Origin of the sequence: Pantoea sp. BL1, assembly GCF_000963985.1 — a bacterium.
Classification (GTDB): Bacteria; Pseudomonadota; Gammaproteobacteria; order Enterobacterales; family Enterobacteriaceae; genus Pantoea; species Pantoea rwandensis_B.
Window position 1 is genome coordinate 1 of sequence record NZ_JZRH01000046.1, and the last position, 21,576, is coordinate 21,576.

A 21,576-nucleotide genomic window follows, 5' to 3' on the forward strand; every position below is an offset into this window, starting at 1 on the left:
CTCATGCTCATGCTCATGCTTAGGTTCATGCTGATGCTGATGCCGATGCTGACTGCGACCTCGCCAGGCTTGCACCATCATCATCACGCCCAACGCGGCGATAAACAGCGCGCTGGCTTTCTCAAGATACCAGCGGCTGGTGCTGAGATCGCCCGTGGTCAGGTTAAAGCCAATTGCCAGAATGAAGACAAACGCGATGGCGCTGAGACCCTGCACCAGGCTACCGAGAAACGGCACGCTCAGCGCGACACCGCGCGGTGGTTGATGGGTAGTAAGCCAGGTGGTGACGATAAATTTGCCATGTCCGGGGCCAACCGCGTGCAAGATGCCATAGATGAAGGTCACGCCGATCAACCACAACCCTGCGCTGTATTGCCCGCTATTAATTTGTAGCAGATGCGTGACCAGTAAGCGATGGAGTTGGATTTGTGTTTGTAGTGACCAGGCGAGAAACGCCGTCCAGTGGGAAAACAGCACGGCCAGCGCAGCGACGATCGCCAGCGCTGCAAGGGTAAATCCGGTTTTGGTGGCAGTCATAGCACTGAATTATCGTGGCCCTGAAAGCCATTAGCATGCGGGATTTTTTGGTGATTTTGTAGGATGTATATATAAGTGAAGCGAAATAAATCCAATAAGCTGCCTGGGCGTGATAATTTCGCTTAGAACATGTCACCACGACGTTAAACGTGCATGTGATAAAATTCGTAATATGCCTGGATGTTATTTTTGAAATAAGGGGAATCCAGGATTGGCTATCTCACGCCGTATTTTTCTTAAAGCCTTTACCGCCATGACTATGGCTAAAGTAGCGATGGTGCGCGCCGCAGGCGCACAAACTGCACTCAAGCTCGCGCTGACATCGCCTTGGATGGCGAATCAGGTCGCTATCACCCGCCATAACCGACTTTTTTTGGGCTTACCTCGTTATTCTGCCGAATATGCTACCCCTTCCTTGGCTCGTCAGGCGGAAGATGGCAGCGTAGAACCTTTTCCAGGTAATAGCTGGAATACGTGGAAGCCAGGTGATGATGGAAGAGAAGCATTTGTCTACCTTAACTCCGTGCATGTATTTGATGATGAGACTGTTTGGTGTGTTGACCAAGGCTCATTAAGTGCTGGTGTGTTTGGCGAGCAGTACAGTATACCTGCGCCAGGCGTGCAGAAAATTGTGCAACTTGATGCAAACAGCGGTGAGATTCTGCGGATTCTGCGGTTTGATGATCACATTTTGCCGACGGGAGCCCAAATGAACGATCTGCGTTTCCATGGATCGCTGATGTACATCTCCGATTCCGGGCTGGGAGGCATTATTATTCATGATCTACAGAGCGGAAAAACAGTAAGGCGCTTGTCGGGACTCGCGGTGGTAAAAGCCAGTAATAAAACCCCCCCGACGATGCTGGCACATGTCAAAGGCGGAAAAACCTTCCATCCGCCTAACAGCGACATGATTGAGATAACTGCCGATGGAAAATGGCTTTACTGGGCCGCGCCAACAGGGCCGCTGTATCGAGTTGAAACCCAATATTTACTCGATACAACGCGTTCAGATGCCGAAGTGGCTACTCATGTTGAAGCTGTCTACGACAATAATTTTTCAGGTGGGTGTTCAATGGATTCCGAGGGGAATGTTTATTTCTCCGAAACGGTCACCCATAACATCACTGTATGGTCGCCGACGGGTCAAATAGCAGTGCTAGTGAGTGATCCGCGTTTGGTGCGACCAGACGGCTCGTTTATTTCACAACAGCGGAAGCTTTATATACCGGTGAAACAGCCGGTTAAAAGTAAAGGGTCGACTGCTAAAACTGAGCAGGTGTTCCACATTTATCTCGTAGACCTTCCAAAGAGCATTGATGGCATACCGTTAGGTCAGGCTGTCACTGGTGTTTAAACCGCCGCTGCTTAATAAGGAGGTGGAATCGATCGACTACAACAGACCCCAATAAGCACCATACTCAGGCAAAATATGGCCTTGTAAGGCATCTAATGCGGTGTCGTAATCATTTTCACGCAATGCTTTGACGATGGTGACATGCTGCTGGTAAGAGCGATTCATGTGCTCATCATTGCTGCCCATATAGTGGCGAATGGTGGCCATCCGTGAAGAGATCAGTATGTAAGCCTGGGTCAGGTAGGGGTTTTGGCACCAGTTAAACAGCGCCTCATGGAACAGATTATCGAGCCGAATATATTCGACTGTTGATCCGTTACTGATGCAGTAATCCATGTTATCGAGAATGGCAGAGATCTCCTGGACCAGCTGCTTGGGATTCTTTTTCAGCGATAGCGACATAGCTTTTGCTTCGACATAGAAACGAAACTCCAGCAGATCCTTGAATTCGACATCATTCAGGCTGAACACAAAAGTGCCACTTTTGGGTTTGATCTGTACCAGGCCTTCACTTTGCAGACGACGCAACGCATCGCGCACTGGCGCTTTACTGGCTGCGAGCCGGGTCGCCAACGCAGATTCTGATAGTTTGCCGCCCATTGGCAGCGAACCATTAATAATCATGTCCTTGATTCGCCTATACACCACATCTTTCAGAAGGTCCTGCGCCATGCTCTGTTACTTCTCCATTACCTGCGGATTGCCAAAATGGCAGAAGCTGTCTTTATACCAGATAACCGCATGGTCGGACATGCACTGAAAGGGTATTGCGCACCCATCGGGATGCGCGTGATCAACAAAACGAATCTCAGTTGAGATAATCTACAAATGCCTCAACACTGGCACGGATAGGGATAGGTGCCACCGCGCCGAAGCCCGTGGTGGTGAGCGCCGCCGCCGCATTCGCATAACGCAGCGCCTCAGCAGGTGCGTTTCCAGCCAGGAACTGAGTGAGGAAGGCGCCTGAGAAGCAGTCTCCCGCGCCGGTGGCATCAACGGTCGCCACACGATGACCCGCCACGCGCAATCGCTGCTGCGGGCTGGCATACATCGCCCTTTCACTTCCCATCTTCAGTACCAGATGTTTAATACCCAGACCAAGATAGAAATCAGCAATGGCATCCGCATCTTCAAGCCCGGTGAGAAGCCTGGCTTCATCAAGGCTCGGCAGGCAGATATCGACCAGACGCGCCACTTCATGAATCACGGCGCGCGCGCGCGCGATTGGCCACAGTTTCAGGCGCAGATTGGTGTCAAATGAGATCTGTGTGTCAGACTGACGCGCCAGGTCGATAGCAGCAAACACACTGTCACAGGCAGTATCACTGATAGCGAGCGTAATCGCTGAAGTATGCAACAAGCGCGCCTGCTGAATGGCGGTCTGCGGCAACTCACTGGGGCGAATGAGCGAAGCGGCGGACCCTTTACGATAAAACGTAAAATGATGCCCCTCTTCGTCATGAGTAATAAAATAAATCCCGGTTGGCGCATCGTTGTGGCGGAGCACGAAGTCAGTATTAACGCCTTCCTGCTGCCACAAGGCGACAAACTTATCGCCAAAAACATCTTTTCCCAGTTGCGTCAGCATGGCGACTTTCGCGCCTTGTCTGGCAGCACTGACCGCAAAATTCGAGGCGTCACCACCAAAACCGCTGAGATACTTGGTGGGGATTTCACCCTGAGGCAGCTCGCTGAATTCATAGAGCGGCTCGCCGAAGGAGAGAATATCAATGGTTTTCATAACAGAGATCCTGTGGAGTACGCCCTGAAGATTTTCAGGGCGTATAAAGGCAGGGGGTATTAAATACGACCGTACTTCGCCAGGCCTTCACGCAGTGAGCCAGACGCAATGATCAATTTGGCCTGTTCCAGTTCACGGCTATCAATGGAAACAGAAAGCGCCAGTACGGCTTCAACATGTTCTTGCGGTACACAGACTACACCGTCCACGTCGCCAATGATTAAGTCGCCAGGATGCACGGTGACATCACCCATCTGCACAGGCTTGTTGGAGGCCAGCGTTTTGAACCGACCCAGTGTCGTGCCTGGTGTCACCGTTTTGGCAAATACCGGGAAGTCGTAATCACGGCGGATTTCAATCAGATCGCGCACGCCACCCATCAGCACTGCACCTTCATGTTTATTCGCTACCGCACCCGCTGTCATTAACCCGCCCCAGACCGCAACGGTTTCCAGCGCAGTTGCACCGCCAATTACAATGACTGAACCCGCTTCAGATTCATCAATCGCATCAAGCGCATGCTGTGGCGGAACTTTCTCTTCAGTGACGTCTTCAAGAATAGTGACGGCTGGACCAACGATTTTCTTATCGTTGATGCGGTTCTTTACTTCGAACGGCAGAAACATGGTTTTGCCCACGATTTGGTCGCAAGCATCGGCAATGGATGCGGTTGAATAAATGGCGCGATAACCGTCAATGATTTCTTTGCTGTACATTGTTTACTCCTTAGAGATCGGAAATTTACGGGTTAACCCAGTTCAGAGGTTTATTACCTTCGAAAATACGCAGAACTTCCTGAGCGGCTTTCCGCTGTAGTTCGGTAACGGATTCTTCCGTGAACCAGGCAGTGTGGTCGGTGCAAATAACGTTCGGTAATGTGAGTAGAGGGTGGTCCTGGCGCACGGGTTCCTGTTCGAACACGTCCAGACCCGCGGCGAATAAGCGATTTTCAATCAGCGCCTGATAAAGGGCGGTCTCATCAATCAATCCCCCGCGCGAAGTATTCACCACGATGGTTGTCGGTTTCATTAGGGCCAGTTGTTCTGTGCCAATTAGGTGTCGGGTTTTCTCTGACAGTGGGACATGCAGCGAAATGAGATCAGCTTGCTGACACAACTGCTCAAGCGTGACTTTCTCAACACCTGCAGCCATGGCATCGGCATCATTTAACAGGGGATCGCTAACCAACATGCGGCTAAACCCGATGCCGCTGGCTTTGGCAGCCAGGCAACGTGCAATGCGGCCAAAACCGACAATTCCCAAAACTTTGCCACTCAGACGATACATCGGCTCTGCCTGGCCAATGTTCCACTGGCCTGCATGGACCTGCGTATTGCGCGAGGTAAGACGTCGGGTGGTCGCTAACAGCAGAGCCAGCGCGTGTTCTGCCACGTCTTCCGAGCCGTAGTCCGGCACATTGGCAACATAAATACCTTTCTCTTTCGCCGCGGCTAAATCCACGTTATCGACACCTACGCCATAGCGCACAATCGCCTGGCATTTATCCAGTAAGGCGATGTATTCCAGCGGCAGCGGAGCCTCACGAATCATCAAGGCATCAGCCTGTAACAGGGCTTTTGCACGCTCTTCCTGAGAAGCACTATTGGGCACCACGATGAATTCAGGATTGAATGCAGCGAGTACCTTAATCTCTTCCTGGTAATGCTCATAACCCGGTTCGAGTACCACAATCTTTTTCATGATTATCTCAATCTGACATGTTAGTTTTAATTTAGAGTGACGAATTTATGTTGAGGTAACAAGTTTAATTACCTTGAATGGTGATTTGCGTCACGTTATTTTGCTTTATCTGAAATGTTAGTTTGTTGCTGTTGTGATCGTGGATGGCGCGTCTTTGCGTTGCAACCACTTAATGATCATGACAGTGCAAAGGCCGCCAACCAGCATCACAATGGCCAGATAGATCATCGGTGCGGATGCACTTTGCATTTGATCGCGCACCAGTGGGATGGTGTTTTGCGCGAAGAATCCGCCCAGGTTTGCCAGTGAGTTAATCGCGGCGAGACCAGCGGCAGCAGAGGCACCAGAGAGAAATTTCGCCATGTTCCAGAAACAGGGTTGAATCGCAAACACTGACAGCACCACGCCACAGATAAAGGCAAAACTGATAGCGGGTTGTGAAAAGAAATAGACCGATCCGACCAGACACAACGCGGAGGTAAACATCGGCATTGCAACGTTAATAAATGGATTATTCTAACGGTCCGGGTTTTTCGTTAGCCAACGCAGCAGCATCATTACCAATGCCCACGGGATCATATTAAGGAAGCCGTTGGCCATATCGGATACCCCAAAGGATTTGACGATAGTGGGCATCCAGTAGCTGATGCCGTAAGCACCAAAGCAGATGAAGCCGTAAACCAGTGCCAGTGCTAACACGCGTTTATCCGTCAGCGACTTAAACAGCGTATCGACGGACTTATCCGCCTGCTCACGGCGTTCTGATTCTAGACGGCTGATTAACCATTTTTTCTGTTCTGCAGACAGGAAATTTGATTGCTCAGGTGTACCCGGGAAAAAGGCGAGAACCGGGACTACTAAAATCAGCGCCAGCAGGCCAGTGACCAGGAACAACCACTGCCAGCCTTCATAACCCATGATGCCGTGCATGCTGAGCAGCGAACCGTTAAGTGGCGCGCCAATCATGTTGGCAAACATGCTGGCGGTGACCAGGAAGCCGACAATGCGTGGACGATACTTGGTCGGGAACCACTGAGTAGAGTAGAAAATCAGTCCGGGATAGAAACTGGCTTCTGCAAGGCCCAGTATGAAACGCAGTGAATAGAACATGGTCAGGCTTTGCGTAAAGGCTAATGCAATAGTAATGATGCCCCAGGCGCAGAGACTGAGGGCGAACCAGCGTTTTGCTCCCACCCTGGAAAGAATTAAATTCCCTGGCACGCTAAAAAGCAGGTAGCCAATGAAAAACAGTGAAGCACCCAAGCCAAATGCGGATTCGCTCCAGCCCAGACTGCTCACCATTTGCAATTTCGCAAAGCTGATATTTTGTCGATCGATGTAGGCCACCACGTACATTGCCAGCATCAGTGGAACCAGCATCATGATGGTTTTACGTATCGTCGATTTTTCGATTTCATCAACGCTGTCAGGCGCTGATGGGTGTGTAAGTGAACTCATGGCGTAAACCCTGTTTCTTATGTTGTTTGAGAGCTCAGAGGAAGGGATGTACTGAGCCGCCGCTCCAGAGGTGCTTCTGGATGTCTTTTAAAAAGCCATAAATCAATCTGACATGTTAGATAATCTATCATCGCGATAAGGTTACGCATGGTGATTGTTGTTTTATTGTAATAATGATCACAACAACACATTGAATTTGAGTGTTTATGTGATCAATATCTCAATTAGGTGGATATCTGGCGTACAAATTGCTAACGCCTAAAAGCGAAATCATTATTTCCACGTGACATGTTAGCTGCTCTGAGGGTTTAAATGATATTTATCAATTGATTAATAAGACTTTGGCCATGATTGAGAGTCATGGTGGAGAGGGGATATGGGCTGTGAAAAGTATCCTTTGGCGGGTTAAACTGAAGAAAAATTACCTGATATAAAAATTTCACGTGATATAAATTATCATTATATCCACAATAAATTTTTGTGATATTAAGTTTCACCACTAAAAATCATCATGTCATTAATATTTAAATCATTAAAAATCATATCGATAAATTAAATTTCCAGATTGTGGGCCTCTTTCATTCCGGATATTAACGCTCATGTAGAAGGGGAGTTGATTTCATTAAGGATATTTTCTGTGAAGCGCTGAGCGTTTTCTAAAATTGTCTATCGAAAGAATAAAGTCCGCGATGCTAAATTCTGACATGTCAGAACGGTCTGACTTAAGACAGGGGGAACATACAATGGTTAATAAGAACTTTTCAGCGCGCTTTGCACTTTTACCCATGTTGGTGGCGGGTGTGGTCTCCGCCATGCCGTCGATGGCAATGAGTGCCACGCAACCCAAACTTGAAGTGGTCGCAGAATGGAATCGTCTGCCTTATGACTTGGGCAATGCGGATGCAGAAGCCGCGTGGCAAAAGAACGACACCAAAGCGATGCTGCTCGGCGTCAAGGTGGATGCTAAAGGTAATATCTATGTCAGCACCGCGCGCTGGGGTGGCCCAGAAGTACCGGCTACTTTATCGCGCTTAGTGAAGAAAGAGGGCAAGTGGCTGTTACAGCCTTTCCCCAGCGTTGAGATGAATGACGTCAAGAATCCATTGGGATTGAAGGCCGTACTTGGCTTTGAAATCGATCGCAACAATGTGATGTGGATTCTGGACCAGGGACACATTGCAGGGGCACCAAACAAATCGGGTGATGAGAAACTCATCGCCTGGGATTTAAACAGTAACAAGGAGGTTGCTCGTTATGCCTTCACCAATGACCAGGTCGATTTCACCTGCTCATTCCTGAATGATGTGGCGGTCGATAACGATCGTGGCGTGGTATACATCACCGATTCCGGCATCATGTGCCATCCACTGAAAGGCTCGCTGCTGGTCTATAACATGAAAAGCGGACAGGCCAAAAAAGTGCTGACGAACCCGGAGTGGGTCAACGATCAGCCTGGCTTCACCTTCAGCATTCATGGCGAGAAAGTCCTGAAAGATAAAGAGGGTAAAGCTAATCCAATGCTGACGGGCGCCGATGGCATTGCGTTATCGGGTGATAAGAAAACCCTTTACTGGACCAATCTGACCGGCAACCGCCTGATGAGCGTGCCAACCTCACTGCTACGCGATTTCTCCAACAGCGAAGCGCAGATTGAAAAGGGTATTAAAGTCGTCAATACCCTGCCTTCAAACACGGATGGTATGACGGCAGATCGTGCGGGTAACCTTTACATGACGGCACTCACGCTGAATGGACTGATGAAACGTGATGCGAAAACCGGCAAGGTTACACCTTACGTGACAGATGAAGCCATTGCGTGGCCGGATACCATTGGCTGGGGCGGTAAAGGCGATCTCTTTTTCGTCAGCAACCATCTGAACTCATGGGTGGGGGGTGACATGAATTTTGATAACCCGGCAGTGCCAAACTTCCGTATCTATAAAGTACATGTCGGTGGACAAGCGTATACGGCAAAGTAATTAACAACAAAAGGCAGGATAACCTGCCTTTTTTACGCTTGTTACAGTTGACTCTGCAGGGGCTGACCCGCTCCAGCTAAGCATTCACCTTCACGTACAATGGGTTTCTTCACCAGTAACCAGTAACACAAGCCGCTCAGTGCTGCGATCACGCCGCCGCTGATAAACGCCATTGCATATGAGCCGGTGGCGTCGGCGATGTAACCGGTCACCAAAGGTGATAACGCACCTGCAAAAAAGCCGCCAAAGTTCTGAATACCGCAAACGGTCCCTACGATATCATTCGATGCTACATCACCGGGAATGGCCCAGCAGGTACAGGAAACTGCGGACAAAAAGAACATTGCTATGGTCATCATCGCCAGCGCTGCCACCAGTGAATCGCAGAAGGGAACCGCGACCGTGGTGGCACCACTGATCAAGGCCGCTACCATAATGACGATTTTCTTGGCCTTAAGCGGTTCAGCGACGCGTCGGCCATCAATCAGCCATTTGACCGCGAATCCTCCCAGCGCAGCGCCAACAATACCTGCCAGATAGGGGATGCTGGCGTAAACGCCCATACTGCTTAGCGTCATATTCTGTGTTTTCATCAGGTAAAGCGGCAGGAAGGTGACAAAAATATTGAATAGCCAGATGTAGCAAAACCAGCCCAACATCATGCCCCACATCGATTTGTAGCGGAAAAGTTCAGCCCATTTCACCCGAGTCCCGGCGGGCTGTTGCGGCAAACTGCCTCCGCCATCCGCGAGGATATAGTCGCGTTCGGCCTGCGTCATGCTCGGATGATTTTCTGGGTGACGATAGATGAAAAAGAACACCACACCAAAAATAACCCCCAGGCTGCCTGCAAGATAAAACAGAGCTCCCCAACCAAAGTGAATGCTCATAAACACCAACAACGGTGGCGCGAAAGCTAAACCCCAACGTGATGATGCATCCCATATCGAACTGGCCAGCGCGCGCTCCTTCCGTGGGAACCAGATAGAGGTGATCTTGGCCGAGGTTGGCCAACCAGGGGCTTCAGTCATGCCCAGCAAACCACGGGCGGCCAGCAGCGCGGGCAGCGTGCTGCACAGGCCTGTCAGCATGGTGGATAACCCCCATAGCGTCGCCGCAGAGGCATACACCTTACGAGGACCAAAACGATCGGCCAACCAACCCGCGGGCAGTTGGCTGAAGGCGAAGCAAAGTGAAAACACCGAGCCCATTAAACCAATATCGGTATTGGTAAGATGAAGATCGCTCATCATCGAAGGGGCGGCTACACCGAGGCTGGCTCGGTCAAGGTAGTTAATAAAGCCACCGACGAGCAAAATGAAAGCGACACCCCAGCGTTTGTTGCCGCGATGTGAGGGTGGGGAGGTATTAAGAGGTTTCATTATAGTATCCTGTTTAAGTATGTCATCTGACATGTCAGAATTACTATCACCAGTTAAGGCTTACGCTAAAGGGATTTCTTCAGTGGTTTAGATTTTGATCACAAACATCGATTTCAAAGCAGATTTAGCTTTATTTTTGGATGGGGAAGAAAGTTTAGGCAACGATTTTCATATTTATATGACATGTCAGATTGGGCGTGTTTTTCAACACCTCTGAACGCAATCTCCTTACGATTACACAGTCTATTTAGTGATCCCCCTATCAAATCACTGCATAACTTATTGCCAGGTTGTTAAATCCTGGCGTTAATGCATTCATATTATGGATCGTATGTCCACATTATGGATAATCTAACGAGGTCAATATGAGCGAGTCAAAAACACATTTGGATGCAGAGACTCTGCGTCGCATGCCCTATCAATTTGATCAGCCTGGAGACATGGTGCCAGATTTAGTGGTGCCAAATGCCGTTCCCATTGATGAACGCATTTGGGTGCCGCAAGCTGAGAACGTCTGGTTTCGTCCTCTCTGTCTGAATCGATCTGCCGGATATTGGATGAATCTTTTACGGGTCAGGAAATCCGGTGTGCTTAGCCGCCATCGTCATCCGGCACCAGTCCACGCCTATGTCATCAAAGGGCGCTGGCGTTATTTAGAGCATGACTGGGAGGCCGTGGAAGGAGGGTACGTCTTTGAACCCCCTGGTGAGACACACACCCTGGTGGTTGATGATGATGTTGAAGAGATGATCACGATGTTCCAGGTACATGGCTGCATGTACTACGTCGATCCCTGGGGGAATCATATCGGGTTTGAGGACGTCTTTACCAAAATCGATATGTGTCGCAAACACTACGAATCCGTTGGCCTCGGGGCGGATTTCGTCGATCAGTTTATCCGCTGAACCCCGGCAATGTGAGCCCTTATCGCGGTGATTGCGGCATTGGTCTACTTCCTGTTAGTGAAAAAACCGCTCCCTGAAGACGCCGATTATTCCCTTCAAACTGATAAAGAGAGAACGCACTATGACGTTTCGCGCTGATTTATTTGCCGGAAAAACGGCCCTGGTAACGGGTGGGACGACGGGCATCGGTGCTGGCATTGCCAGCACCCTCGCAGAGTTGGGGGCTAACGTCATTGCAGCAGGCGTGCAGAGTGAAACCCACCAACTGCCTGCGGCGCATCACATCGCTGTTCAGGAGTTAGATGTGCGAGATAATACCGCGATCCTTAACGTTATCAATGCGCTGCCACAGTTGGATCTACTGATTAACTGTGCAGGTATTATTAGCCGGGAAAAAGAGCATCAGGTTGACGTGTTTGAAAACGTCATTGATATTAACCTCACCGGCACGCTACGTTGCTGCTCAGCTGCACGCAAAAAACTGGCGCAAAGTAAGGGATGCATCGTCAATACGGCTTCAATGTTAAGCTTTTTTGGCGGAGGCCTGGTGCCGGGATACAGCGCCAGTAAAGGTGGCATTATGCAGCTCACAAAGTCCCTCGCGATTGCTTATGCCGCAGAGGGTATCCGTGTGAATGCGGTAGCCCCTGGCTGGATTGCGACTACATTAACGCAGGCGCTGCAAGACGATCCATTGCGTGCGGAACCTATTTTGTCCCGCACACCGCTCAAACGCTGGGGAACGCCAGCAGATGTAGCGAAGGCCGTGGTCTTTCTGTGCAGCCCTGCAGCCTCGTTCATTACCGGCACAATTTTGCCGGTTGACGGAGGTTACTTAACGGCATAACGGATTAATGGAAAAAAACGCTGCAGTTCCGGGGACCGCCGCTTTTCAGAAATTTATGCGAGCGCTTCAGGTCGTTTCCGACCAGCCTCATCAACTGACTATCGGCACGCTGGCGAAAACGCTGGCGCTGCCACGTCCGACGACACACCGCATTGTCGAGGCGCTATTGGCAGAGGGTATGCTGGTGAGTGATCATTTGGATCGCCTCGGATTGGGGTCGCGCTTTGTGGCACTGGCGTGGCGGTCGCTGGAAACCAGTGATATCCGTGCGGTGGCGCAACCCTGGTTAACCCAATTGCGTGACGCTCTAGATGAGACGGTGCATCTGGCGGTACGCAATGGACTGGAAATGGTCTACATCGACAAACTGGAAGCGCATCGCACGGTTCGTATGGCTTCCCGCGTGGGTACGAGGGTAAGTCTGTATTCCAGTTCTGTAGGGAAAGCCTGGCTTGCCGCACAACCTGCAGACGCCTTGGATGGCTGGCTTGAGCAACTGGAATTGAAACCTTTTACTCAGCACACACGCATCACCCGAGATGCTATCCATACGGAGATCGACGTCACTCGCCAGCGCGGTTACGCAATAGACGATCAGGAGAACGAGTTAGATATCTGCTGTTACGGCAGCGCAATCCTCGATCCACGTGGTGCCGTGGCAGGGTGCATCAGCGTCAGTATGCCGACCTATCGTTTTGTGGAGAAAGATCAAGTCGCCACGCTGGCTCTGATTCAAAATTGTGTCAGTCAGATACAGCAGCGTCTGATTTAAAAGGCGGTTGAAAAGAGCAGATCACGTAACCAGCGGTGTCCAGCATCGCGGTGCGTACGCTCATGCCAGACCACAATTTTGCTAAAGCCCTTAATATCCAGGGGGGGCGGTAACACACTGAGACCGGGCAGGTCATGGGTCAACCTTTTTGGCACCACACTGATCAAATCACTCACCCGCAAAATCTCTGGCAGCACCAGGAAGCTGCAAACAGAGAGCGTGACGCGTCGTGTTCGACCGAGTGAAGCCAGTGCCTCATCGGTGACACCGCTAAAGTTGCCTCCCACATAAGACACCAGCGCGTGGTCGTGCTCACAGAAGGTATCCAGCGTTAACCCCTCCGGCTGAGTGAGTGGGTGGTCTGCCCGCAGTAAACACACATACTCTTCATCATAAAGCGCTCTGGCATGCAGGTCTGGCGGGGCGGTCTCTGGCGTTATCAGCGCAAAATCAACATCGCCACGCTCAAACTGCGCGCTAAGCTGTTCGTTATTCACCGGTAACACTGCCACGCGAATACCGGGTGCCTGTAATCGCAAAGCGGCCATAAACGGCACTATGACGGCACGCAAGGCATAATCCGTGGCGGCAATCTTCACCGTCATCTCAGCGACAGCGGGTTCAAATGCCTTGGGCTGCAATAATTCACTGACTTCAGCCAGAATGGATTTCACTGGCTGCGCCAGTTCTAACGCCCGCAATGTTGGAATGATGCCGCGCTGAGTGCGTGTAAAAAGAGGATCATCGAAACACTCGCGCAGGCGCGTCAGCATCCCGCTGACGGCTGGTTGCGTGAGTGACAGTCGCTCAGCCGCGCGCGTCACACTGCGTTCATCCAGCAGGGCGTCGAGTGCCTTCAGCAAATTAAGATCCAGATTACGTATATCGGTTTTCATAAGCCCCGGTAGTGACAGGCAAAAGTGAATTTATGCTGAAAACGGCGTTGCGTGTTATCCCTCCAGCAGCAACTGGCAAAGCGCTTTACCAACCTCGGAAGCTGACTGCGGGTTCTGACCAGTAATCAGTACGCCATCGGTTACCACGTTGCATTGCCAGTTTTCAGCCGCTTGATGTCGTGCCCCGCGTGCTTTTAGCGTAGTTTCCAACATAAAAGGGACAGCTTCCGCCAAACCTACTTCCATTTCTTCTGTGTCGGTAAAAGCCGCAACACGTTTACCTTTCACCAGATACTGCCCATTGCTGAGTTTCACGTTGACCAGTGCGGCGGGACCATGACAAACGGCAGCGATGGGCTTATTGCACGCAAACATGTCACGGATCAGTGTTTTAACCGCAGCATCATCCGGGAAGTCCCACATAGTTCCATGCCCACCGACAAACAGTACAGCACTGTAATCATCACTTTTGGCTGCGGCCAGCGATAAGGTGTGATTGAGTTGCTGCTGGAAATTGCCATCCTGCCAGTATCGTTGATTAATTTCATCATCCCCGATGCCATAGACAGGTGGTTTTCCGCCTTTAATGGAAGCAAAGGCGACCGGCACGCCTGCCTGAGTCAGCACATGGAGGGGATGCGTTAATTCCGGCAAGTAAAAACCTGAAATTTCATGTCCGTTCACAATGCCGCGATAGCTGGTAAGTACCATTAGCACCGGTTTAATCAATGGGGTCTGGCTATTTGCCATTTCATATCCTTAAGATTTAAAAAATGAAGTTATGCGCCATTGCTCAATTTTTGACGGGTTCCGCGCCCCATCAGATTAGCGGATGTACCTATAATGAAAACATGCGTTCACTTATGAAGGTGATAAATTATCGTTATAGCCAGCGTGAGCTATCATATTTCAGATATCAATAATTTTAATATCAAAAATAATGAAAGGCGATTGGTGTTATTTCTCCAGCAGACAGATACTTCATCTGTCCCTTATCACTTTTGAGAAATAACCAATGAAAATGAACGCGATTAACTGGCCGGAAGGCTTTGTGCCGGGATTTGCCGATAACTACTGTTCCAACGAAGTCATTGTTGCAGGCTTAAGCACCCAAGATATCTGGCCGTTGCTGAATACTCCCTCACTGTGGCCGACTTATTATCAGAACTCGGCTAACGCCCGTTTCTATGACAATAAAGGCCCAGAACTGGAACAGGGCGTGCGTTTCTACTTTGAAACGTTTGGCTTCCCCGTTGAAGCTCAGGTCACAGAATATGTCGCGCCTGTTGCAGGTGAAGCGGCCCGTGTTTCCTGGCACGGATGGGCGGGCGAAATCGGCAGCGATGAACGCCTGGACGTATTACATGCCTGGCTTATTGAAGATCTTCCTGATAACCGCGTGCGCATCCTGACTCAAGAGACGCAAAACGGTAAGCCTGCTGTGGAGTTGGCGAATGCCAAACCTAATCCAATGATTAACGGTCACCAGGATTGGCTGGATGGGCTAGTCGCTGCGGCTAAAGCCCGTCAGTAAAGGTTACATCTGGGCTTCCAACCAACGTAGTGCCTGTTGTGCCCGCGCAGAAAGAGGCCATTCCGCGCGGTGAATCAGCCAGATGGAATCCACTAAGGCGTTACCTGCCTCGATCACCTGAATACTATCCTGAAGGTGAAACGCCAGACGGGCAAAACGCGGCAATACGGTAAATCCCAATCCTCGCGCGACAGGTTCGAGAATCAAGCTGATCTGATTACTGAAGCCGCGCTGTGGCAGGTTGCGCAAGCCTGGATTACCGGGAAAGCGTCGGCTCAGCAGACGCGTCGCCATTGCCTGACCATCTGGATGATCGATAAAGCCCAGGGCTTCAAGATCTTCCCATGTTGTCGCGGCTGCGCCTACTGGCACAATCAGCTCAAGTGGTTCTTCTGTAAATTTCTGTGCCACCAGACGTTTGTCATCGGGCTTTTGCGTCATTAAGCCCATCTCAAACCGGTTATGCAGCACGGCATCCATCACTTCGCTATCCGGTGCAAAACGGTGACGGATGGTTAAATCAGGATGGTGTTGCTGCAAAGCAAGGAGCAGGGGATAAAGACGCAACCCGATACTGCCGGGGGAGATAAGACTGACTTCCCCACAGGTCACGTCGCCTTCACTGAGTCGCAGTGCCAGGTGACGCTGGGCACGATCTACCTGCTGGCAATAATCCAGCAGGGCCCGACCGGCGGGTGTCAGTTCTAACGGACGCTTACTGCGCAGGATCAGCGGGCCGAGTTGATGCTCAAGATGGCGAATATGTTGGCTGACGGCCGCTTGTGTGATGCCCAGCCGTTCAGCGGTGGCCGTGAAGCTGCTCACTTCCGCCAGTGTGGCAAAAGATTTTAGCCATTGTGGATTTAGCATAATGAAATTTTATAATTTCCATAACCGAATCATTGTTTTCATTATACCTATAGCATCGTAGCCTGTGGATCTTTTCATCAGAGGAGATGAGCGATGAGTACTCCCTATCCACGTACGTTTTCCCATATTGGTCTGTCAGTGACCGATCTTGATGCCGCTGTAAAATTTTATACTGAAGTCATGGGTTGGTACCTGATTATGCCACCGACTGAAATTCAGGAAGATGAATCCGCCATCGGTGTGATGTGCAGTGATGTATTTGGCGGCGGCTGGGAAAAATTCCGCATAGCCCACCTCTCAACGGGCGATCGTGTAGGTGTCGAAATTTTTGAGTTTAAAGCCGCTGAGAAGCCAGAAAATAACTTTGAATACTGGAAAACCGGTGTCTTCCACTTCTGCGTGCAGGATCCCGATGTTGAAGGGTTAGCCGAGAAAATCGTGGCCGCTGGCGGAAAGCAGCGTATGCCTGTACGTGAATACTTCCCTGGCGAAAAGCCGTATCGCATGGTGTATATGGAAGATCCGTTTGGCAACATCATTGAGATTTACAGCCACAGTTATGAATTGACGTATTCGGCAGGTGCCTATGTCTGATCCGGCGTTCTCCATTCCTGCTGACTGGCGTGGTTGGGTCTGGCACGGAGGTCATTCGCCGCTGGATCTACAGGAACGTTATCTCAGCGCCACGCCACCGCAGGCGGGAGAAATTCTGGTGCAGAACGCGGCGATTGGACTTAATCCGGTCGACTGGAAAGTGCTCAGCACGCAACTCGAACAAGTGCCGGGTGTTGATGGTGCGGGGACGGTGGTGGCGATAGGGCCAGAGGTGGAGAAAAGCCTGCTCGGCAGACGTGTGGCTTATCACCAAAACTTACAGCGTAACGGCAGCTTTGCTGAGTACACCGTGCTGGCTGCACAGGTTGTCATGCGGATCCCCGACGATATTGATTTTGCGACCGCTGCTGCCTTCCCGTGCCCAGCATTAACGGCGTGGCAAGCCATTGAAAAAATTCCGGTCCAGCCCGGCGCGCCGCTGTTGATTGCTGGTGCGGGGGGTTCTGTTGGTCATTATCTGGTGCAACTGGCACAGGCGCGGGGTTTTGATATCACAACCTTGAGTAGTGAACGCCACTGGTCGCGCTTGCATGCACTGGGTGCAAAACGATGCCTGAACGATAGCCAACTCACGACAGAAGCGGCACCTCGTCGTTATTTCGCCGTGATTGATGCGGTGGGGCCAGAACATGCCACACAGCTGGCAGATACTCTGCTGGCTAATGGGCACTTAGTCTGCATTCAGGGGCGTGTCGCGGAGTGGCCATGTGCCGCATTTGGTCGCGCGCTCTCACTGCACGAAGTGGCGCTGGGTGCTCTGCATCAAACGGGTAATGCTCAGCAGTGGCGCGCACTCACGCAACAAGGAGAGCGCATGCTGGCGCAGATTGCCTCCGGGAGTTTGCAAAGCGAGCTACTGCTGCATTTTCCTTACGATCAACTGCCTGCACAGTTACGAGCATTACAGCATCGTAATTTCAGTGGCAAGCAGGTCATTTTGCTTTAATTACATTAAGGGGTTGTCATGGGACTGTTTTCACCTTTTAGCCTGAAAGACATCACGCTGCGCAATCGCATCGCGGTTCCGCCGATGTGCCAGTACAGTGCCGTGGACGGTGTCAGTAACGAATGGCACCGTGTGCATTACAACAGTCTGGCTCGCGGCGGTGCGGGGCTGGTGATTGTCGAAGCAACAGCGGTGTCACCAGAAGGGCGCATTACACCGGCTTGTCTCGGCATCTGGAATGACGCTCAGGCGGAAAAACTCGGACAGATTGCGCGCGAAATCAAAGCCAGTGGTGCAGTGCCGGGCATTCAAATTGGACACGCTGGGCGCAAAGCCAGCGCAAATAAACCTTGGGAAGGTGATGACCATATTCCTGCGGGTGATACGGCAGCCTGGGAAACTCTCTCTCCTTCTGCCGTGGCTTTTGGTGCCAATTTGCCGCGTTTGCCGAAGGCCATGACGCTTGATGATATCAAACGTGTACGCGAAGATTTTGTGCGTGCTGCGCAGCGCGCCCGCGATGCCGGATTCGAGTGGCTGGAATTGCATTTTGCTCACGGTTATCTGGCGCAGAGTTTCTTCTCGGTCCACGCCAACCAGCGTACTGATGAATACGGCGGTGACGCCGCTGGGCGCAGCCGTTTCCTGCGCGAAACCTTTGATGCGGTGCGTGAAGTGTGGCCAGAAAATCTGCCGTTGACCGCACGTTTTGGCGTGCTGGAGTTTGATGGGCGGGATGAAGAGACGTTGCAGGAAGCGATTACGCTCACCAGGCAGTGGCGTGATAATGGCCTCGATTTGCTGAGCGTGAGCATGGGCTTCTCAACCCCGGATGCCAACATCCCGTGGGGCACGGCATTCCTGGCACCCATTGCCGAACGTGTGCGCCGCGAAGCGAACATTCCGGTGACGTCAGCTTGGGGTATTGATGCGCCTGCCATCGCGAATGAGACCATTGAAAAAGGCCAATTGGATCTGGTAATGGTGGGACGCGCGCACCTGAAAAACCCGCACTGGAGTTATCAGGCCGCGCTGGTACTGGACAAGACCGAACCTTCCTGGGTGCTGCCTGCGCCTTACGCACATTGGCTGGAACGCTATCGGGTCAGTGGGGATTGAGTGACCAGACCTGCCAGTTGCGGCAGGTCTATTCTTAGCTTTTTGCGAAAATCCACAGATCCTCTTTGGGCAATGAGACGCGGAAGCGCTGATTGCCGCGGAACTCCTTGCCATACGCGCGCAGCGCAAAATCATCCCCTTCGGTACGGAACAGGTATTCCCAGCGGTCACCTAAATACATGCTGGTGAGCAGGGGCAGTTCGAGCGCGTTGTCATCCGTGGTGTCAGCCACATTCATTCGCTCGACACGTATCACCGCTGTGCCTTCCTGCCCAACACGCACCTCGCCGCTCGGTTTACCCCATAGCGCCCATTTCGCTCCGGCAATACGTGCCCGCCCGCCTTCAACATGGGTGATTTTGCCGTGCAGACGATTGTTGCTACCCATAAACTCTGCGGCAAACAGTGTAGAAGGCTGGCTGTACATCTCCTGCGGTGTGCCTTGCTGTTCAATCACGCCATTATTGAGCAGCAGAATGCGGTCAGAGATCGCCATGGCTTCATTTTGGTCGTGCGTCACCATCAAGGCAGATAATCCGAGTCGGATAATCAACTCGCGTAAGAATACGCGTGCCTCTTCACGCAATTTGGCATCCAGGTTGGAGAGCGGCTCATCCAGCAAAATCACGGGCGGGTTATAGACCAGCGCACGACCAATCGCCACGCGCTGCTGCTGACCGCCGGAAAGCTGATGCGGATGGCGTTTGCCAAGATGCCCGAGACCCAGTTGATCCAACACCGCCTGAACGCGTTGATTAATCTCTGCTGTGGCTACTTTGCGCAACTTGAGCGGGTAGGCCACGTTCTCAAACACGGTTTTGTGCGGCCACAGCGCGTAGGACTGAAAAACCAGGCCGAGATTACGCTCTTCAGCTGGGATTTCACTTTTCGGCGTGCCGTCAAACACCACATTTTTGCCGATAGTGATACGCCCCTGTGACGGTTTTTCCAGACCCGCCACGGCGCGCAATAAAGTGGTTTTGCCGCTGCCTGACGGTCCCAACAGTGAAACCACCTCGCCTTTTTTCAACTGCATTGATACGCCTTTCAACACCGGATTATCGCCGTACATCAGATGCAAGTTATCTACCGATAATTCAATCATGTAATTTCACTCCAAAGCGTAAAGCGATGCCGAGGCCGACCACCACCAGCACGATATTAATCAGGGAGAGCGCAGCCACGATATCAATGGCACCCGCAGACCACAGTGAAACCAGCATTGAACCGATGGTTTCGGTGCCGGGTGACAGCAGATAAACGCCCGTTGAATATTCGCGCTCAAATATCAGGAACATCAGCAGCCACGAGCCTATCAGGCCATGACGTGATAGCGGCACGGTCACATGGCGCGTGGTCTGTCCCGGGGTGGCGCCCACACTGCGCGCGGCCTCTTCCAGTTCCGGGCCGACCTGCAACAGCGTTGATGAAATCAGACGTAAGCCGTAAGCCATCCACACCACGGTGTAGGCCAGCCAGACGCTAAAGATGGTTTGACGCAACGAACGGAGCCAAACGATAAAGTTCTCGCGCAGCCAGTCGGCAACCGGCAGGCTGGAGAGCCAACCATTTTTCAGTGATTGATCCAGCCACATCGGGATGAACAGGAATACCCAGAGAAAAGCCAGACCGGCTAACAGCCCCGGTACGGCGCGTGGTACCAGCACGCTGTAATCCAGGAAGCGCGTAACCTGATCCTGTTTACGGTGCATCGCGATACCTACAAACAGATAACAGATCACCGCAATCGCGCCACCAATGACGCCAATCAGCATCGAGTTGACGATGGCACGCAACAGATTGGGTTGATCCCAGATACTGCGGAAGGTCGCGATGGATATTTCATCCCACAGTGAGACGCCGACACCCCAGTGAGAGATGAATGCGCGCATCACCACACCCAGAAGCGGCACGCCGATGGTGACGGTGAGCCATGTCAACACCACCGCACCGGCAATCCAGCGCCATTTACCCAACGGGAGGGCGCGGGCTTGTGAGGCTTTGCCTTTCATGGTGACAAAACGGTTGGCGGTGCGCATCAGCCAGCGCTGTAGCATCACCAGCGGCACGGTGAAGCAGATCAGCACCACGGCGACAGCGGCCATCAGGTGGTAAGACGGGGTGCCGAGCTTGTTGGTCAGCTTATACAGGTAGGTGGCGAGCACCATGTTGCCTTCCGGATCGCCCAACACCAGCATCAGGCCGAATACTTCCAGTCCCAGAAAGAACAGCAGCACGCAGGCATACAGAATCGAAGGGCGCACCATCGGCAGGCTGACCGAAGTCATCACCTGCAAGGGTGAGGCACCCACGGTTCGCGCCGCTTCTTCCACATCTGAGCTCACGCTGCGCAGTGCCGATGAAATATAGAGATAGGCATGCGGCACATGTGTCAGTCCCGCGATCACCACAATGCTGGTCATCGAATAGATGTTCCACGGCACCACGCCAAACAGCTGATTCGCCCACTGAGACAAGAAACCCACTGGCCCGGCGGCAACCACATAGCCAAAGGCCAGCACCATCGGTGAAACAAATATCGGGACCAGAATCAATGGCTCAATCAGGCGGCGCCCTGGCAGGTTGGTTCTGACCATCAGGAAAGCCAGAATACCGCCGAGCGGAATGGCAATGATCACCAGACCAAACGCCAGAATAAAGCCAGACTCCAGCGCCTTATAAAAATCAGGATCCGAGAAAATAAACTCAAATGAACCGAACGTCAGCGCTTTCTTTTTGGCAAAGAAGGGCGCCGAAAGAAAACTCTGTACCACAATAAACATCAGCGGCACATAAATAACCAATGCGGTGATCAGAACAATCAATGCACGTGGCAAACTTTGCCACTTTTTCAGTAACCTGGTCATATGCCAACCCTGTCAAACACCAGAGGCGAGAGGAAAGCTATGCGCCATTG

Annotated in this window: 22 protein-coding genes; 9 read left to right on the plus strand and 13 right to left on the minus strand. The window is 51.7% G+C overall.

The window, feature by feature from the left end; genetic code table 11:
- On the minus strand, positions 1-537 hold a 537-nt coding region (locus VH86_RS19305; protein WP_045833817.1), incomplete at its 3' end, for a nickel/cobalt transporter.
- 211 nt (positions 538-748) lie between these two features.
- Here VH86_RS19305 and VH86_RS19310 point away from each other — a divergent pair.
- Entirely contained in the window at positions 749-1,894 is a 1,146-nt protein-coding gene (locus VH86_RS19310) for an L-dopachrome tautomerase-related protein (protein WP_052696631.1), read from the plus strand.
- Positions 1,895-1,930: 36 nt separating this feature from the next.
- On the opposite strand, the gene VH86_RS19315 is transcribed toward VH86_RS19310, so the two are convergent.
- From VH86_RS19315 to VH86_RS19335, 6 genes are all read right to left on the minus strand, one after another.
- Entirely contained in the window at positions 1,931-2,566 is a 636-nt protein-coding gene (locus tag VH86_RS19315; protein ID WP_045833818.1) for a GntR family transcriptional regulator, read from the minus strand.
- A gap of 136 nt (positions 2,567-2,702) precedes the next feature.
- The gene (locus VH86_RS19320) at positions 2,703-3,635 is read right to left on the minus strand and encodes a sugar kinase (RefSeq protein ID WP_045833819.1); all 933 of its coding nucleotides are present in this window, start codon (positions 3,633-3,635) and stop codon (positions 2,703-2,705) included.
- Between the two features lie 59 nt (positions 3,636-3,694).
- Positions 3,695-4,351 carry an RraA family protein gene (locus VH86_RS19325; RefSeq protein ID WP_045833820.1) on the minus strand — a complete coding sequence of 219 codons (657 nt, stop codon included), beginning with the start codon at positions 4,349-4,351 and terminating at the stop codon, positions 3,695-3,697.
- Between the two features lie 25 nt (positions 4,352-4,376).
- Positions 4,377-5,336: a C-terminal binding protein gene (locus VH86_RS19330; protein WP_045833821.1), complete on the minus strand. Its 960-nt coding sequence runs from the start codon at positions 5,334-5,336 to the stop codon at positions 4,377-4,379.
- A 117-nt stretch (positions 5,337-5,453) separates the two neighbouring features.
- Positions 5,454-5,822, minus strand: coding sequence for a hypothetical protein (locus tag VH86_RS26170; protein WP_231647311.1), 369 nt, complete (start codon positions 5,820-5,822; stop codon positions 5,454-5,456).
- Positions 5,823-5,852: 30 nt separating this feature from the next.
- Positions 5,853-6,794: an MFS transporter gene (locus tag VH86_RS19335; protein ID WP_231647313.1), complete on the minus strand. Its 942-nt coding sequence runs from the start codon at positions 6,792-6,794 to the stop codon at positions 5,853-5,855.
- A gap of 743 nt (positions 6,795-7,537) precedes the next feature.
- On the opposite strand from VH86_RS19335, the gene VH86_RS19340 reads away from it, so the two are divergent.
- On the plus strand, positions 7,538-8,773 hold the full coding sequence (locus VH86_RS19340) for an L-dopachrome tautomerase-related protein (protein ID WP_045833822.1): 1,236 nt from the start codon (positions 7,538-7,540) through the stop codon (positions 8,771-8,773).
- 41 nt (positions 8,774-8,814) lie between these two features.
- On the opposite strand, the gene VH86_RS19345 is transcribed toward VH86_RS19340, so the two are convergent.
- Positions 8,815-10,155, minus strand: a complete 1,341-nt coding sequence (locus VH86_RS19345) for an MFS transporter (protein WP_045833823.1) — start codon at positions 10,153-10,155, stop codon at positions 8,815-8,817.
- Positions 10,156-10,520: 365 nt separating this feature from the next.
- Between VH86_RS19345 and VH86_RS19350 the strand changes: the two genes are divergently transcribed.
- The 3 genes from VH86_RS19350 to VH86_RS19360 all read left to right on the plus strand — a co-directional run bounded on the left by VH86_RS19350 (position 10,521) and on the right by VH86_RS19360 (position 12,679).
- The gene (locus VH86_RS19350) at positions 10,521-11,060 is read left to right on the plus strand and encodes a 2,4'-dihydroxyacetophenone dioxygenase family protein (RefSeq protein WP_045833824.1); all 540 of its coding nucleotides are present in this window, start codon (positions 10,521-10,523) and stop codon (positions 11,058-11,060) included.
- A 121-nt stretch (positions 11,061-11,181) separates the two neighbouring features.
- Positions 11,182-11,907: an SDR family NAD(P)-dependent oxidoreductase gene (locus VH86_RS19355; RefSeq protein ID WP_045833825.1), complete on the plus strand. Its 726-nt coding sequence runs from the start codon at positions 11,182-11,184 to the stop codon at positions 11,905-11,907.
- Between the two features lie 55 nt (positions 11,908-11,962).
- Positions 11,963-12,679: an IclR family transcriptional regulator gene (locus tag VH86_RS19360; RefSeq protein ID WP_197080232.1), complete on the plus strand. Its 717-nt coding sequence runs from the start codon at positions 11,963-11,965 to the stop codon at positions 12,677-12,679.
- On the opposite strand, the gene VH86_RS19365 is transcribed toward VH86_RS19360, so the two are convergent.
- Both VH86_RS19365 and VH86_RS19370 read right to left on the minus strand, forming a co-directional pair.
- A complete protein-coding gene (locus tag VH86_RS19365; protein ID WP_045833827.1) occupies positions 12,676-13,575 on the minus strand; it encodes a LysR family transcriptional regulator in 900 nt (299 codons plus the stop codon). The two genes, VH86_RS19360 and VH86_RS19365, sit on opposite strands and share 4 nt — an antisense overlap.
- Positions 13,576-13,629: 54 nt before the next feature.
- A complete protein-coding gene (locus VH86_RS19370; RefSeq protein WP_045815463.1) occupies positions 13,630-14,325 on the minus strand; it encodes a type 1 glutamine amidotransferase domain-containing protein in 696 nt (231 codons plus the stop codon).
- 271 nt (positions 14,326-14,596) lie between these two features.
- Between VH86_RS19370 and VH86_RS19375 the strand changes: the two genes are divergently transcribed.
- The gene (locus tag VH86_RS19375; RefSeq protein ID WP_045833853.1) at positions 14,597-15,109 is read left to right on the plus strand and encodes a polyketide cyclase; all 513 of its coding nucleotides are present in this window, start codon (positions 14,597-14,599) and stop codon (positions 15,107-15,109) included.
- 3 nt (positions 15,110-15,112) lie between these two features.
- Here the strand turns inward: VH86_RS19375 and VH86_RS19380 are convergent, their stop codons facing one another.
- The gene (locus VH86_RS19380) at positions 15,113-15,979 is read right to left on the minus strand and encodes a LysR family transcriptional regulator (RefSeq protein WP_045833828.1); all 867 of its coding nucleotides are present in this window, start codon (positions 15,977-15,979) and stop codon (positions 15,113-15,115) included.
- 93 nt (positions 15,980-16,072) lie between these two features.
- Between VH86_RS19380 and VH86_RS19385 the strand changes: the two genes are divergently transcribed.
- Genes VH86_RS19385 through VH86_RS19395 form a run of 3 tightly spaced genes read left to right on the plus strand, consistent with a single transcriptional unit; the run spans position 16,073 to position 18,659 of the window.
- Entirely contained in the window at positions 16,073-16,573 is a 501-nt protein-coding gene (locus VH86_RS19385; protein ID WP_045833829.1) for a lactoylglutathione lyase family protein, read from the plus strand.
- The gene (locus VH86_RS19390; RefSeq protein WP_045833830.1) at positions 16,566-17,540 is read left to right on the plus strand and encodes a zinc-binding dehydrogenase; all 975 of its coding nucleotides are present in this window, start codon (positions 16,566-16,568) and stop codon (positions 17,538-17,540) included. The genes VH86_RS19385 and VH86_RS19390 overlap by 8 nt, the downstream gene beginning before the upstream one ends.
- Before the next feature lie 18 nt (positions 17,541-17,558).
- On the plus strand, positions 17,559-18,659 hold the full coding sequence (locus VH86_RS19395) for an NADH:flavin oxidoreductase/NADH oxidase (protein ID WP_045833831.1): 1,101 nt from the start codon (positions 17,559-17,561) through the stop codon (positions 18,657-18,659).
- Positions 18,660-18,693: 34 nt separating this feature from the next.
- On the opposite strand, the gene VH86_RS19400 is transcribed toward VH86_RS19395, so the two are convergent.
- The gene (locus VH86_RS19400; protein ID WP_045815458.1) at positions 18,694-19,764 is read right to left on the minus strand and encodes an ABC transporter ATP-binding protein; all 1,071 of its coding nucleotides are present in this window, start codon (positions 19,762-19,764) and stop codon (positions 18,694-18,696) included.
- Positions 19,757-21,526, minus strand: coding sequence for an iron ABC transporter permease (locus VH86_RS19405; RefSeq protein WP_045833832.1), 1,770 nt, complete (start codon positions 21,524-21,526; stop codon positions 19,757-19,759). Before VH86_RS19405 ends, VH86_RS19400 begins: the two co-directional genes overlap by 8 nt.
- Positions 21,527-21,576 lie beyond the last annotated feature (50 nt).